The sequence below is a fragment of the Jejubacter calystegiae genome, from assembly GCF_005671395.1.
Classification (GTDB): Bacteria; Pseudomonadota; Gammaproteobacteria; order Enterobacterales; family Enterobacteriaceae; genus Jejubacter; species Jejubacter calystegiae.
The window spans coordinates 2,371,812-2,385,398 of sequence record NZ_CP040428.1 but is presented as its reverse complement, the minus strand read 5'-3'; the positions used below and the strand labels follow the sequence as shown (position 1 = coordinate 2,385,398).

At 54.1% G+C, this 13,587-nt stretch carries 11 protein-coding genes; 6 read left to right on the top strand and 5 right to left on the bottom strand.

The features are described 5' to 3' along the window. Positions 1-17 precede the first annotated feature (17 nt). From lon to bolA, 5 genes are all read right to left on the bottom strand, one after another. The gene (gene lon, locus FEM41_RS11005; RefSeq protein ID WP_138096015.1) at positions 18-2,372 is read right to left on the bottom strand and encodes an endopeptidase La; all 2,355 of its coding nucleotides are present in this window, start codon (positions 2,370-2,372) and stop codon (positions 18-20) included. Positions 2,373-2,561: 189 nt separating this feature from the next. After that, positions 2,562-3,839: an ATP-dependent protease ATP-binding subunit ClpX gene (clpX, locus tag FEM41_RS11000; RefSeq protein ID WP_138096014.1), complete on the bottom strand. Its 1,278-nt coding sequence runs from the start codon at positions 3,837-3,839 to the stop codon at positions 2,562-2,564. Between the two features lie 138 nt (positions 3,840-3,977). Continuing rightward, the gene (gene clpP, locus FEM41_RS10995; protein WP_138096013.1) at positions 3,978-4,601 is read right to left on the bottom strand and encodes an ATP-dependent Clp endopeptidase proteolytic subunit ClpP; all 624 of its coding nucleotides are present in this window, start codon (positions 4,599-4,601) and stop codon (positions 3,978-3,980) included. 293 nt (positions 4,602-4,894) lie between these two features. Further along, the gene (tig, locus tag FEM41_RS10990; protein ID WP_138096012.1) at positions 4,895-6,193 is read right to left on the bottom strand and encodes a trigger factor; all 1,299 of its coding nucleotides are present in this window, start codon (positions 6,191-6,193) and stop codon (positions 4,895-4,897) included. Positions 6,194-6,532: 339 nt separating this feature from the next. Then, complete coding sequence (gene bolA, locus FEM41_RS10985; RefSeq protein ID WP_138096011.1) at positions 6,533-6,853, bottom strand: transcriptional regulator BolA; 321 nt, start codon at positions 6,851-6,853, stop codon at positions 6,533-6,535. A gap of 284 nt (positions 6,854-7,137) precedes the next feature. Between bolA and FEM41_RS10980 the strand changes: the two genes are divergently transcribed. The 6 genes from FEM41_RS10980 to FEM41_RS10955 all read left to right on the top strand — a co-directional run bounded on the left by FEM41_RS10980 (position 7,138) and on the right by FEM41_RS10955 (position 13,583). Further along, positions 7,138-7,716 carry a lipoprotein gene (locus tag FEM41_RS10980; protein WP_138096010.1) on the top strand — a complete coding sequence of 193 codons (579 nt, stop codon included), beginning with the start codon at positions 7,138-7,140 and terminating at the stop codon, positions 7,714-7,716. 51 nt (positions 7,717-7,767) lie between these two features. Then, complete coding sequence (gene ampG / locus FEM41_RS10975; protein WP_138096009.1) at positions 7,768-9,252, top strand: muropeptide MFS transporter AmpG; 1,485 nt, start codon at positions 7,768-7,770, stop codon at positions 9,250-9,252. A gap of 436 nt (positions 9,253-9,688) precedes the next feature. Continuing rightward, entirely contained in the window at positions 9,689-10,660 is a 972-nt protein-coding gene (gene cyoA, locus FEM41_RS10970; protein ID WP_138096008.1) for a cytochrome o ubiquinol oxidase subunit II, read from the top strand. 4 nt (positions 10,661-10,664) lie between these two features. Next, a complete protein-coding gene (gene cyoB / locus FEM41_RS10965) occupies positions 10,665-12,656 on the top strand; it encodes a cytochrome o ubiquinol oxidase subunit I (protein ID WP_138096007.1) in 1,992 nt (663 codons plus the stop codon). After that, positions 12,646-13,254: a cytochrome o ubiquinol oxidase subunit III gene (locus FEM41_RS10960; protein WP_138096006.1), complete on the top strand. Its 609-nt coding sequence runs from the start codon at positions 12,646-12,648 to the stop codon at positions 13,252-13,254. Before cyoB ends, FEM41_RS10960 begins: the two co-directional genes overlap by 11 nt. Beyond that, on the top strand, positions 13,254-13,583 hold the full coding sequence (locus FEM41_RS10955; RefSeq protein WP_138096005.1) for a cytochrome o ubiquinol oxidase subunit IV: 330 nt from the start codon (positions 13,254-13,256) through the stop codon (positions 13,581-13,583). Before FEM41_RS10960 ends, FEM41_RS10955 begins: the two co-directional genes overlap by 1 nt. Positions 13,584-13,587 lie beyond the last annotated feature (4 nt).

Here is a 13,587-nt window from a genome sequence, read left to right as displayed (position 1 = left end):
CTCTTTGCGTCAGGTCACTATTTTTCGGTTACCACACGCATTCCGGAAGGAGCATCCTGCAGCGCCAGAGACAATACTTCTTCAATGGTTTTTACCGGATGAATCTGCAGATCGGCAATCACGTTGTCAGGAATCTCTTCCAGATCGCGTTTATTTTCATCCGGAATCAGCACGGTTTTAATCCCGCCGCGGTGTGCCGCCAGCAGCTTCTCTTTCAGACCGCCGATGGGCAGTACCTGACCACGCAGCGTAATCTCACCGGTCATCGCCACATCGGCGCGTACCGGGTTACCGGTAAGGCAGGAGACCAGCGCAGTACACATGGCGATACCCGCGCTCGGGCCGTCCTTCGGCGTGGCGCCTTCAGGAACATGCACGTGTATGTCGCGTTTTTCGTGGAAATCTGGGTTAATTCCCAGTTTATCCGCACGCGCGCGCACTACCGTCAGTGCCGCCTGAATCGATTCCTGCATGACCTCGCCCAGCGAACCGGTATAGGTCAGTTTGCCCTTACCAGGCACGCAGGCCGTCTCAATAGTCAGCAGATCGCCGCCAACCTCAGTCCAGGCCAGACCGGTCACCTGGCCGATGCGGTTTTCGCTGTCGGCACGGCCATAGTCGAAGCGCTGAACGCCCAGGAACTCTTTCAGATTGTCGCCGTTAATTTCGATATGCTTCAGGCTCTTATCCAGCAGCAGCTGTTTTACCGCCTTACGACACAGTTTCGAGATTTCACGCTCCAGGCTACGTACCCCGGCTTCGCGGGTGTAGTAACGGATAATGCCGACAATAGCGCTGTCTTCCACCACCAGTTCGCCTTTTTTCAGGGCGTTACGCTCAATCTGCTTCGGCAGCAGGTGACGTTTGGCAATGTTCAGCTTTTCGTCTTCGGTGTAGCCGGACAGACGAATCACTTCCATACGGTCCAGCAGCGGCGCCGGAATGTTCATGGAGTTAGAGGTCGCCACGAACATTACATCGCTGAGGTCGTAATCCACTTCCAGGTAGTGGTCGTTGAAGGCCACGTTCTGTTCGGGATCCAGCACCTCAAGCAGCGCGGAAGAGGGATCGCCGCGCATGTCGGAAGACATCTTATCGATCTCATCCAGCAGGAAGAGCGGGTTTTTAACGCCCACTTTCGCCATTTTCTGGATCAGTTTGCCTGGCATAGAGCCGATATAGGTACGGCGGTGACCGCGGATTTCCGCTTCGTCGCGCACCCCGCCCAGCGCCATGCGCACATATTTACGACCAGTGGCTTTAGCGATGGACTGCCCCAGAGAGGTTTTCCCCACCCCCGGCGGCCCCACCAGACACAGAATCGGGCCTTTCAGCTTATTCACACGGCTCTGCACCGCCAGATATTCCAGAATGCGATCTTTCACGCGCTCCAGACCATAGTGGTCAGTATCCAGCACTTCCTGAGCCTGACGCAGGTTCTTCTTCACCTTGCTGCGGGTATTCCACGGCACCTGCACCATCCAGTCGATGTAGCCGCGCACCACGGTAGCTTCCGCCGACATCGGCGACATCATTTTCAGCTTCTGGAGTTCAGCTTCGGTCTTTTCGCGCGCCTCTTTCGGCATTTTGGCCGCTTCGATCTTGCGCTTCAGCGCTTCGTTTTCGTCCGGCGCATCGTCCATTTCACCGAGTTCCTTCTGAATGGCCTTCATCTGCTCATTCAGGTAGTACTCGCGCTGACTCTTTTCCATCTGCTTTTTCACGCGGTTACGAATGCGTTTCTCAACCTGCAGCAGATCGATTTCCGACTCCATCATCGCCATCAGATATTCAAGGCGTTCGTTGACGTCGGACATTTCGAGCACCGACTGCTTATCCGCCAGCTTGAGCGGCATATGAGCAGCGATGGTATCCGCAAGGCGCGCCGGATCGTCGATACTATTGAGCGACGTCAGCACCTCGGGGGGAATTTTTTTATTGAGCTTAATGTAGCCTTCGAACTGGCTGACCGCGGTGCGTACCAGCACCTCCTGCTCTCGCTCTTCAATGTCCGGAGAGTCAAGATATTCCGCCTGGGCAGAAAAGTAGTCGCCATTGTCGGCAAGCGTGGTGATCTTCGCACGCTGCAGGCCTTCTACCAGTACCTTTACCGTACCATCCGGCAGTTTGAGCATTTGCAGGATAGAGGCTACGGTCCCCACGGAGAAAAGGTCATTAACACCCGGCTCATCCGTCGAAGCCTCTTTCTGCGCCACCAGCATGATTTTTTTATCATGGTCCATAGCCGCTTCCAGGCAGCGAATGGATTTCTCCCGCCCAACAAATAACGGAATGACCATGTGCGGATAAACCACCACATCGCGCAGAGGCAATACGGGGATTTCAATGCGTTCAGAACGCTCAGGATTCATAGAGCTCTCTCTTAGTTTAGTTTCCGCCAGGGAATGGGGCGCACGTGAACGCTCTTCACGGCATCTCCAAAGCTAGTTAAGTCAGTATATGGGGATGTTTCCCGGACATTCAACGGCGAGAATGCAGGAAAAAAAAATGGGGGATAAAATCCCCCATTTTGATGCTAACTCACTGTCGCTTCTGGTTAATTATTCACCAGATGCCTGCTGGGTAGCTTCAGATTTTCCGTAGATCAGCAGCGGCTCAGACTGACCATCGATGACCGAATCATCAATAACCACTTTGTCCACATCTTCCATGGAAGGAAGGTCATACATGGTTTCCAGCAGCGCGCCTTCCACGATGGAACGCAGGCCACGGGCGCCGGTTTTGCGCGCCATCGCTTTTTTGGCAATAGCTTCCAACGCTTCGTCGCGGAATTCCAGCTCGACCCCTTCCAGATTGAACAGCGCCTGATACTGCTTGGTCAGCGCATTTTTTGGCTCTTTCAGGATCTGAATCAGCGCATCTTCGCTCAGCTCGCTCAGGGTCGCAACCACCGGCAGACGGCCGATAAATTCCGGAATCAGACCAAATTTGATCAGATCTTCCGGCTCTACCTGGCCTAACAGCTCGCCTTCGGTCGCCTTCTGGGATTTACCTTTCACCGTCGCGCCAAAACCAATGCCGGAGCCAGTTTCAACGCGGTTAGCGATCACCTTATCCAGCCCGGCGAATGCGCCGCCGCAGATAAACAGGATCTTGGAAGTATCAACCTGCAGGAACTCCTGCTGGGGATGCTTACGACCACCCTGAGGCGGTACGGCAGCCACGGTGCCTTCGATGAGTTTCAGCAGTGCCTGCTGAACCCCTTCGCCAGAAACGTCGCGAGTGATCGACGGGTTATCCGACTTACGGGAGATCTTGTCAATTTCATCGATATAGACGATACCGCGCTGCGCTTTCTGCACGTCGTAATCGCATTTCTGCAGCAGCTTCTGGATGATGTTCTCCACATCCTCACCCACGTAACCGGCTTCGGTCAGGGTGGTGGCATCCGCCATCGTGAAGGGCACATCCAGCAGGCGCGCCAGGGTCTCTGCCAGCAGCGTTTTACCGCTACCGGTCGGACCGATCAGCAGAATATTACTTTTGCCCAGTTCAACCCCATTAGAGGTATCGCCGTTGCGCAGACGTTTGTAGTGGTTGTACACCGCCACCGCCAGCACTTTCTTAGCCTGTTCCTGACCGATGACATAATCATCCAGGTGGTGACGAATTTCGTGGGGCGTCGGCAATGCGCTACGTTCGCGATGCGGAGCCACCTCTTTTATCTCTTCGCGAATGATGTCGTTACACAGATCGACACATTCGTCGCAGATATACACTGACGGCCCTGCGATCAGCTTGCGCACTTCATGCTGGCTTTTGCCGCAAAAAGAGCAGTACAGCAGTTTTCCTGAACCGTCTTTGCGCTTATCTGTCATGAGTCAAAACCTCTTCTCTGTTGCTTTGTGCCGCACGCGACGACGCAAGTGCCCAAATATTGCTGGCGCAGCCGATACCAAAACACGCTGGTGTGCCGCGTTTTCCCTATAGTATAGCGACACCCCCTCGTGCGGACATCAATTACGGTGGGTCAGGACAGAATCGACCAGACCGTACTCTACCGCCTCCTCGGCGGAGAGGAAACGATCGCGCTCGGTGTCCTGCTCTATTTTCTCAAGAGGCTGACCCGAATGTTGCGCCATCAGTTCGTTCATACGCGACTTCACTTTCAGGATCTCACGCGCGTGGATCTCGATATCCGTCGCCTGGCCCTGGAAACCACCCAGCGGCTGATGGATCATGACGCGGGAGTTCGGCATGCAGAAACGCTTGCCTTTCGCGCCTGCGGTCAGCAGAAATGCGCCCATAGAGCACGCCTGTCCCATACAGAAAGTGCTAACGTCCGGCTTAATAAACTGCATGGTGTCATAAATAGACATCCCTGCGGTAATCACCCCACCCGGCGAGTTAATGTACAGGTAGATATCTTTCTCAGGGTTTTCCGCTTCCAGAAACAGCATCTGCGCCACAATCAGATTGGCCATGTGGTCTTCCACCTGACCGGTCAGGAAGATGACGCGCTCTTTGAGCAGACGGGAGAAAATATCGTAAGAGCGCTCGCCGCGGGAGGTCTGTTCGACCACCATCGGCACCAGCGCCATATGAGGTGCAAATTGATCTTGTTCGCCACTGTATGACATTTCCGTCTCCTTGAATTCTCGATCTTACTGACCTTTGGTTCTGATTTTACCAGGACGTCAGCGCCTTGACTACGGCGCGCGCCCGGCTCACGCATCGACGGATAATCAGCCAGGGTCGTTACCGGCAACCGTCCCGTAGAGGTGGGGACGATCGTACCCTGTTTCAAGCATAACAACCTTTTGGCCGTCCGCTAACCCACCGTTACGCTTTTTAGCCCGTTTCTGAACCATTTGCGTAAGATAAAAAAAGCCCGTCACCCAACAGGTGACGGGCCCTTCAGCGTAAGACGAAATTACGCCTGCTGGTTCATCAGGTCGCTGAAGGAAGTGGCTTTTTCAGTCACTTTCGCTTTGTTCAGCACGGCTTCAACCGCCTGCTCTTCCAGCGCGACATTGCGCATATTGTCCATCAGCTCTTTGTTTTTGCTGTAGAACTCGATCACTTCCTGTGGATCTTCGTAAGCAGAAGCCATCTCTTCGATCAGGCCCTTAACGCGTTCGTCGTCAGCTTTCAGCTCGTTGGTGCGAATCACTTCGCCCAGCAGCAGACCAACAACAACGCGGCGCTTAGCCTGCTCTTCGAACAGTTCGCGCGGCAGTTCCATCGCCTGCTGCGTATTACCGCCGAAGCGCTGTGCAGCCTGCTGACGCAGAACGTCGATTTCGCTGTCGATCAGCGCAGACGGAACATCGATATCATTGGCTTTCACCAGACCGTCGATCGCCTGAGACTTGATACGGTTACGTACCGCGCCTTTCAGCTCGCGCTCCATGTTTTTACGCACTTCTGCGCGCAGACCGTCGATGGAACCATCTTCCACGCCAAAGCGCTTGATGAATTCTTCGGTCAGTTCCGGCAGCTCACTCTCTTCAACTTTCTTCAGGGTGATGGCGAACTGTGCCGCTTTACCCTTCAGGTTTTCCGCGTGGTACTCTTCCGGGAAGGTCACGTCGATGGTGAACTCTTCGCCAGCCTTGTGACCCACGATGCCTTCTTCAAAGCCCGGAATCATACGGCCCTGGCCCATGGCCAGTACGAAGTCAGTCGCTTTACCGCCTTCAAACTCTTCGCCGTCAACGGTGCCGGTGAAGTCGATGGTAGCGCGGTCGTCTGCTTCAGCAGCGCCTTCTTTATCTTTCCAGGTGGCCTGCTGCTTACGCAGAGTGTCCAGCATGGTGTCGAGATCGGCGTCGGTAACATCAACAACCGGCTTCTCAACTTCGATCTCTTCCAGGCCCTGCAGCTCTACTTCCGGGTAGACTTCAAACTCTACGGAGTAGGTGTAGTCTTCGCCCAGCTTGTATTCGCCCGGCACGTATTGCGGTGCGCCAGCCGGATTGATCTTCTCCTGAACGATAGCATCAATGAAGTTGCGGCTCATCAGGTCGCCCAGAACGTCCTGGCGAACAGAGGCGCCATAACGCTGAGCAACGATGTTCATCGGTACTTTACCCTTGCGGAAGCCGTCAATGCGGACTTTCTTTGCCACGTTGACCAGCTCGCTCTTCACAGCGTTCTCGATGCTGTCAGCAGCGATAGTAATCGTGATACGGCGCCCAAGGCCCTGAGTGGTTTCAACTGAAACTTGCATCTTTATACCTCAAAAAATCACAGTACTCGGTCAACTCTGGAAGCCCGTTCTACTACACGCTTCTCCATACCGGGATGCCCCTCTGAAGCCAGAGTCACACTCCCTGTCGCCAGAATCATCCCGAAGACGTTCCGAAAATTAAGACGCAGCATTATAGCGGCATCACTGTAGTGAGTCGAGGACGGCGCAAGTTTGCGGCCGGGACCTCTTTCACAGTTCCCGATACCGATTCTGGCTTCGATACCCGGGCAGGCAATAAAACAGCGCCAGTCACTGATGTGGCTGGCGCTGTTTTACAACGTGAGAATGCGGCGGCTCCTGTCGCCGCCGACTTTAACGTCAGGCGATGCTGCTACCGGCTCCCCGGCAGGGCGGCGAAGCCACCACGGTATCCTGCAATCCTTCCCACTCTTTGTGGGTGTAGGTATGCAGCGCCAGTGCGTGAACGCTACCGGCCAGTTCTTCGGTTAATACCCCATAAATCAGACGATGACGGTTTAAAAAACGTTCTCCGGCAAAGCGATCGCTTACCAGAACGACTTTAAAATGGCTTTCAGAACCCGCAGGGACATTGTGACGATAGCTCTCATCAACGACTTCCAGGAACACGGGGTCAAAGGCTGCTCTTAATTTTGCTTCTATTCGCTCGCGTACCATCATAATGCTTACCTCGACAACGCAGGGGATGTCACCCATCCCTTTCAATGTTAGCCGCTTTTACCGCTTCCAATGCATTTAACAATAAAAAACCCGGCCCTTCAGGGGAAAGAATCCTAACATAGCTGATACATCAGTCACCTGTGCAAAAATGGGCATTTCCTTACTTCGACTCTTAAAAAGGAGGAATCTGGGGGGAATACCTGCGTTTGGCACTTCCCCTTACCGGCAGCAATGATATGATGGCCGGAATTTTGCTGCCTTTGTGACATTCGAGACAAGTGAACATGTTCAAGAAAATACTCTTACCGCTGATGGCGCTGGCTATGCTGGCTGGTTGTGCTTCGCAGTCCAACACGATTGAAGTCTCCCCCAAAATAGCCCTGCCCCAGCAGGATCCCAGCCTGATGGGCGTGACTGTCAGCATTAACGGGGCAGACAAACGTACCGATCAGGCGCTGGCTAAGGTCAACCGTAATAACCAACTGGTGACCCTGACGCCTTCCCGCGATCTGCGTTTCCTGCTTCAGGAAGTGCTGGAAAAACAGATGACCGCCCGCGGATATATGGTTGGTCCGAGCGCGCCGGTCGATCTGCAGATTATCGTTAACCAGCTGTTCGCCGACGTTTCCCAGGGGAACGTGCGTTACAACATCGCGACTAAGGCCGATATCTCTATCGTTGCCACGGCTCAGAATGGCAACACCATGACCAAACAGTACCGTTCCACTTATACCGTGGAAGGTGCCTTCCAGGCCACCAACAAAAATATCACTAACGCGGTTAACACCGTACTGACTGACACCATTGCCGAAATGGCGCAGGACACCAGCGTTCACGACTTTATTAAAAAGAACGCCCGTTAATCGCCGCACTTACGGCCCGGCAGCCATGCCGGGCCCGTCACCGGGTTTCTCATGAGTAGTCACTACCTTCGCCTCTTCCAGCAACCTAAATCAGCGGTTTTGCTGATTCTGGGCTTCGCATCCGGCCTCCCTCTCGCCCTGACTTCCGGCACGCTCCAGGCCTGGATGACGGTAGAAAATATCGATCTTAAGACCATCGGCTTTTTCTCTCTGGTGGGTCAGGCTTACGTCTTTAAATTCCTGTGGTCGCCCGCAATGGACCGCTACTGTCCGCCGCTGTTTGGCCGACGTCGCGGCTGGCTGCTGATTACCCAGCTTCTGCTGCTAGTGGCCATTGCCGGAATGGGCTTTCTGGATCCCGCCAGCAACCTGCGCTGGATGGCGGCACTGGCAGTACTGACCGCCTTCTGCTCTGCGTCTCAGGACATCGCCTTCGATGCCTGGAAGACCGACGTGCTGCCGCCGGAAGAGCGCGGCGGCGGCGCTGCTATCAGCGTGCTGGGCTACCGTCTGGCAATGCTGGTATCTGGCGGTCTGGCGCTATGGCTGGCGGATAAATATCTGGGCTGGAATGCCACCTACTGGCTGATGGCCGCACTGCTGATTCCCTGCCTGATAGCGACCTGGCTGGCCCCTGAGCCGACAGACGCCATTCCGGTGCCTAAAAGTCTGGAAGAGGCCGTGGTGGCGCCGCTACGCGACTTTTTCGGCCGCAACAACGCCTGGCTGATTCTGTTATTGATCGTGATGTATAAGCTTGGCGACGCCTTCGCCATGAGCCTGACCACGACCTTTCTGATCCGCGGCGTCGGCTTCGATGCCGGTGAAGTGGGCGTGGTGAATAAAACCCTGGGGCTGCTCGCGACCATCGTTGGGGCACTGTATGGCGGCGCTCTGATGCAGCGGATGAGCCTGTTCCGGGCCCTGCTGATCTTCGGCATTCTACAGGGGGTTTCCAACGCAGGTTACTGGCTGCTTTCCATTACCGATAAACATATGTTCAGCATGGCTGGCGCCGTCTTCTTCGAAAACCTGTGCGGCGGTATGGGGACCTCAGCCTTTGTCGCACTACTGATGACGCTGTGTAATAAGTCCTTTTCCGCCACCCAGTTCGCCCTGCTTTCAGCGCTGTCGGCAGTGGGGAGGGTCTATGTTGGCCCCATCGCAGGCTGGTTTGTTGAAACCCATGGCTGGTCCGAGTTCTATCTCTTTTCCGTCGCCGCCGCGGTTCCCGGCATTCTGCTGTTGCTGTTATGCCGCAGTACTCTGGAGTACACCCAACGCACCGGCGACTTTATGACCCGTAGTGCTTTCGCTGGCGGTTATCGCTTTGCGTTACGCCTGTTGGGCACAGGCTGCCTGCTGCTGGGCGCCTGGCTTTTAGTATTGATCCTGAATGCGCTGGATATCACGGCCTTCAGTTTTGGCACCATCCTGCTGGAGTGGGGAGCACTACTGGCGGCAATGGGTATTCTGTTTGGCAGCGTGCTGGACTGGCTGGCGCTACGCCGCGACGAGAAACGTGCCGCGACATAAAACCAAAGTGGCTAATTTATGGTCAAACAAACGTCAATTTGAATATTTATGGTTAACAAAAAGGGCGGTGAAAAATAATTCTGGTTGTCATTACGTGCGCATGGAATTAAACGGTTCAGCACGGTGCGGAATTATTTTCCCGCCTTTTTTGTTTATTGTTTGATGTTGTTTTGTTAATTATTTGTTGGTTTTATCCGAATGGTTATACCAATGTGCCTGATTGACGTTTCTTTACATTTAATTTGGTTATAATTCCCGTCATGTGCCCGTCGCCTCTGTTGTTTTACATTTTGTTGCATCTCATGTGACACTACCAACAGAACCCGGTAACAGCTCTCTGACACATCACCCCCCATGTTTACAGTAATGTAACCATCCCGTAAAATGCCCGCACACTTTAAACGCCACCAGATCCCCGTGGAATTGAGGTCGTTAAATGAGACTCAGGAAATACAATAAAAGTTTGGGACTGCTGTCGTTAATCGCAGGCACTGTATTACTCAGCGGCTGTGATGCGGCATTGTTAGACCCCAAAGGGCAAGTCGGCCTGGAGCAACGTTCACTGATACTGACGGCATTTGGCCTGATGTTGATTGTCGTGATTCCGGCCGTTCTGATGGCAGTCGCCTTTGCCTGGAAATACCGTGCGAGCAACAAGGATGCGAAGTACACGCCTAACTGGTCGCACTCCAACAAAGTCGAAGCTGTCGTCTGGATTGTCCCCATCCTTATCATCGTCTTCCTTGCCGTGCTAACCTGGAAAACCAGCCACTCGCTGGATCCATATAAGCCGCTGGCAGCCCAGAAAGACGAAAAACCCGTCACCATTGAAGTTGTTTCTATGGACTGGAAGTGGTTCTTCATCTATCCGGAGCAGGGTATCGCTACGGTGAATGAGATCGCCTTCCCGGCCAATACACCGGTAGAGTTTAAGATTACCTCCAACTCGGTGATGAACTCCTTCTTTATTCCGCGTCTGGGTAGCCAGATCTACGCCATGGCAGGTATGCAGACCAAACTGCACCTGATCGCCAACGAAGCAGGGACATACAACGGTATCTCCTCCAGCTACAGCGGCCCTGGTTTCTCCGGTATGAAATTCAAAGCCATTGCAACACCCGACCGTGCGTCTTTCGATCAGTGGGTAGACAAAGTTAAACAGTCTCCTAACGCGATCAACGATATGGCGGCCTACGAGAAAATCGCAGCCCCCAGTGAAAACAACAAGGTCGAGTACTTCTCCAGCGTGAAGCCTGAATTGTTCCGAGCAGTCGTTAACAAATTCATGGCGCACGGCCAGGACATGGATATGGACCACGCTGAAGGCGGGCACGCAAGCCACGCTTCTGGCGTTGAGGGCATGACCATGAGCAATGCGGAAACCTCTCATCAGGGCGCCGAGGAATAATACGATGTTTGGAAAATTGACACTGGATGCCGTCCCGTACCATGAACCTATTATCATGGTTACCATATCGGCAATTATTATCGGGGGGCTGGCGCTATTAGCGGCCATCACTTACTTCGGTAAGTGGTCATACCTGTGGAAAGAGTGGCTCACTTCGGTGGACCACAAACGCTTAGGGATCATGTATATCATCGTGGCGATTGTCATGCTGATTCGTGGTTTCTCCGATGCCATCATGATGCGTAGCCAGCAGGCGTTGGCCTCGGCCGGCGAAGCCGGCTATCTGCCCCCCCATCACTACGATCAGATCTTTACCGCCCACGGCGTTATCATGATCTTCTTCGTGGCGATGCCGTTCGTTATCGGTCTGATGAACCTGGTGGTTCCGCTGCAGATCGGCGCGCGCGACGTGGCATATCCCTTCCTGAACAACCTGAGCTTCTGGTTCACGGTTGTCGGCGTTATTCTGGTTAACCTCTCTCTCGGGGTGGGTGAATTCGCCCAGACCGGTTGGCTGGCCTATCCGCCGCTTTCAGGCATAGAGTACAGTCCAACGGTCGGGGTCGATTACTGGATATGGAGTCTACAGCTATCGGGTATTGGTACCACGCTGACCGGTATTAACTTCTTCGTGACCATCATGAAGATGCGCGCACCGGGTATGACCATGTTCAAGATGCCGGTATTTACCTGGGCATCACTGTGCGCCAACATCCTGATTATCGCTTCGTTCCCGATTCTGACGGTGACTATCGCGTTGCTGACCCTGGACCGCTATCTGGGTACCCATTTCTTTACCAACGATATGGGCGGCAACATGATGATGTACATCAACCTGATCTGGGCCTGGGGCCATCCGGAAGTGTACATCCTGGTTCTGCCGGTATTCGGGGTCTTCTCTGAAATTACCGCGACCTTCTCTAAGAAACGTCTGTTCGGTTACACCTCGCTGGTATGGGCGACCGTATGTATCACCATCCTCTCCTTCATCGTGTGGCTGCACCACTTCTTCACGATGGGTTCAGGAGCTAACGTTAACGCCTTCTTCGGTATCACCACCATGATTATCGCCATCCCGACCGGGGTGAAGATCTTCAACTGGCTGTTTACCATGTATCAGGGTCGCATCACCTTCCACTCTTCCATGCTGTGGACCGTGGGCTTTATCGTTACCTTCACCATTGGTGGTATGACCGGGGTTCTGCTGGCCGTACCGGGCGCCAACTTCGTGCTGCACAACAGTCTGTTCCTGATTGCCCACTTCCATAACGTCATCATCGGCGGCGTGGTCTTCGGCTGCTTTGCAGGTCTGGCTTACTGGTGGCCAAAAGCCTTTGGCTTCACTCTGAACGAGAAATGGGGCAAGCGCGCCTTCTGGCTGTGGATCATCGGTTTCTTCGTTGCCTTTATGCCGCTGTACGTGCTGGGCTTCATGGGGATGACCCGTCGTCTGAGCCAGGATATCGACCCGCAGTTCCATCCGATGCTGATGGTTGCCGCTGGCGGTGCTGTACTTATTGCTCTGGGTATCCTGTGCCAGCTGATCATGTTCTACGTCTCTATTCGTGACCGCGATCAGAACCGTGACCTGACCGGTGACCCGTGGGGTGGCCGTACTCTGGAGTGGGCGACTTCTTCTCCGCCGCCGTTCTACAACTTCGCAAAAGTTCCTCAGATCCACGAGCGTGATGCGTTCTGGGAAATGAAAGAGAAAGGCGAAGCGTATAAGCAACCTGCCCAGTATGAAGAGATTCATATGCCGAAAAACAGCGGCGCGGGTATCGTCATCGCTGCATTCGCTACGGTCTTCGGTTTTGCCATGATCTGGCACATCTGGTGGCTGGCCATCGTCGGTTTCGCCGGCATGATCGTCACCTGGATTGTGAAAAGCTTTGACGAGGACGTGGATTACTACGTGCCGGTCAAAGAGATCGAAAAACTGGAAAACCAGCATTTTGACGAAATTAGCAAGGCGGGGCTGAAAAATGTCAACTGATACTCTGTCTCACGCGAACGCCCACGATCATGGGCACCACGATGCAGGCGCCAATAAGGTCTTTGGCTTCTGGATCTACCTGATGAGCGATTGCATTATCTTTGCAACGCTGTTCGCAACCTATGCCGTTCTGGTGAACGGCACTGCTGGCGGCCCGACCGGCAAGGACATCTTCGAACTGCCTTTCGTGCTGGTAGAGACGTTCCTGCTGCTGTTCAGCTCCATCACCTACGGCATGGCGGTTATCGCCATGAACAAACAGAACCGGGGCCAGGTCATGACCTGGCTCGCCCTGACCTTCCTGTTCGGGGCCGGATTTATCGGGATGGAAATCTATGAATTCCATCACCTGATTGCCGAAGGGTTCGGTCCGGATCGCAGCGGCTTCCTGTCAGCCTTCTTTGCACTGGTCGGTACCCACGGTCTGCACGTGACCTCGGGTCTTATCTGGATGCTGGTGCTGATGGTTCAGATTAGCCGTCGTGGCCTGACCAGCACTAACCGCACCCGCGTAATGTGCCTGAGCATGTTCTGGCACTTCCTGGATGTGGTCTGGATCTGTGTCTTCTCTGTAGTCTACCTGATGGGGGCGATGTAATGAGTCATTCCAACGAACACGCCGGCGCACATCACGGCAGCGTTAAGACCTACATGACCGGGTTCATTCTCTCTATCATCCTGACGGTGATCCCCTTCTGGATGGTAATGAATGGCAGCGCGTCCCCCTCTACCCTGCTCTGGGTGATTGTGGTGACCGCAGTGATTCAGCTTCTGGTCCATCTGTCGTGCTTCCTGCACCTGAACACCTCTTCGGAGGGCGGCTGGAACATGATTGCCTTTGTCTTTACCGTGCTAATCATCGCCATCGTGGTGGTGGGCTCGATTTGGATTATGTGGAATCTTAACCACAACATGATGCTTCACTAAGAGC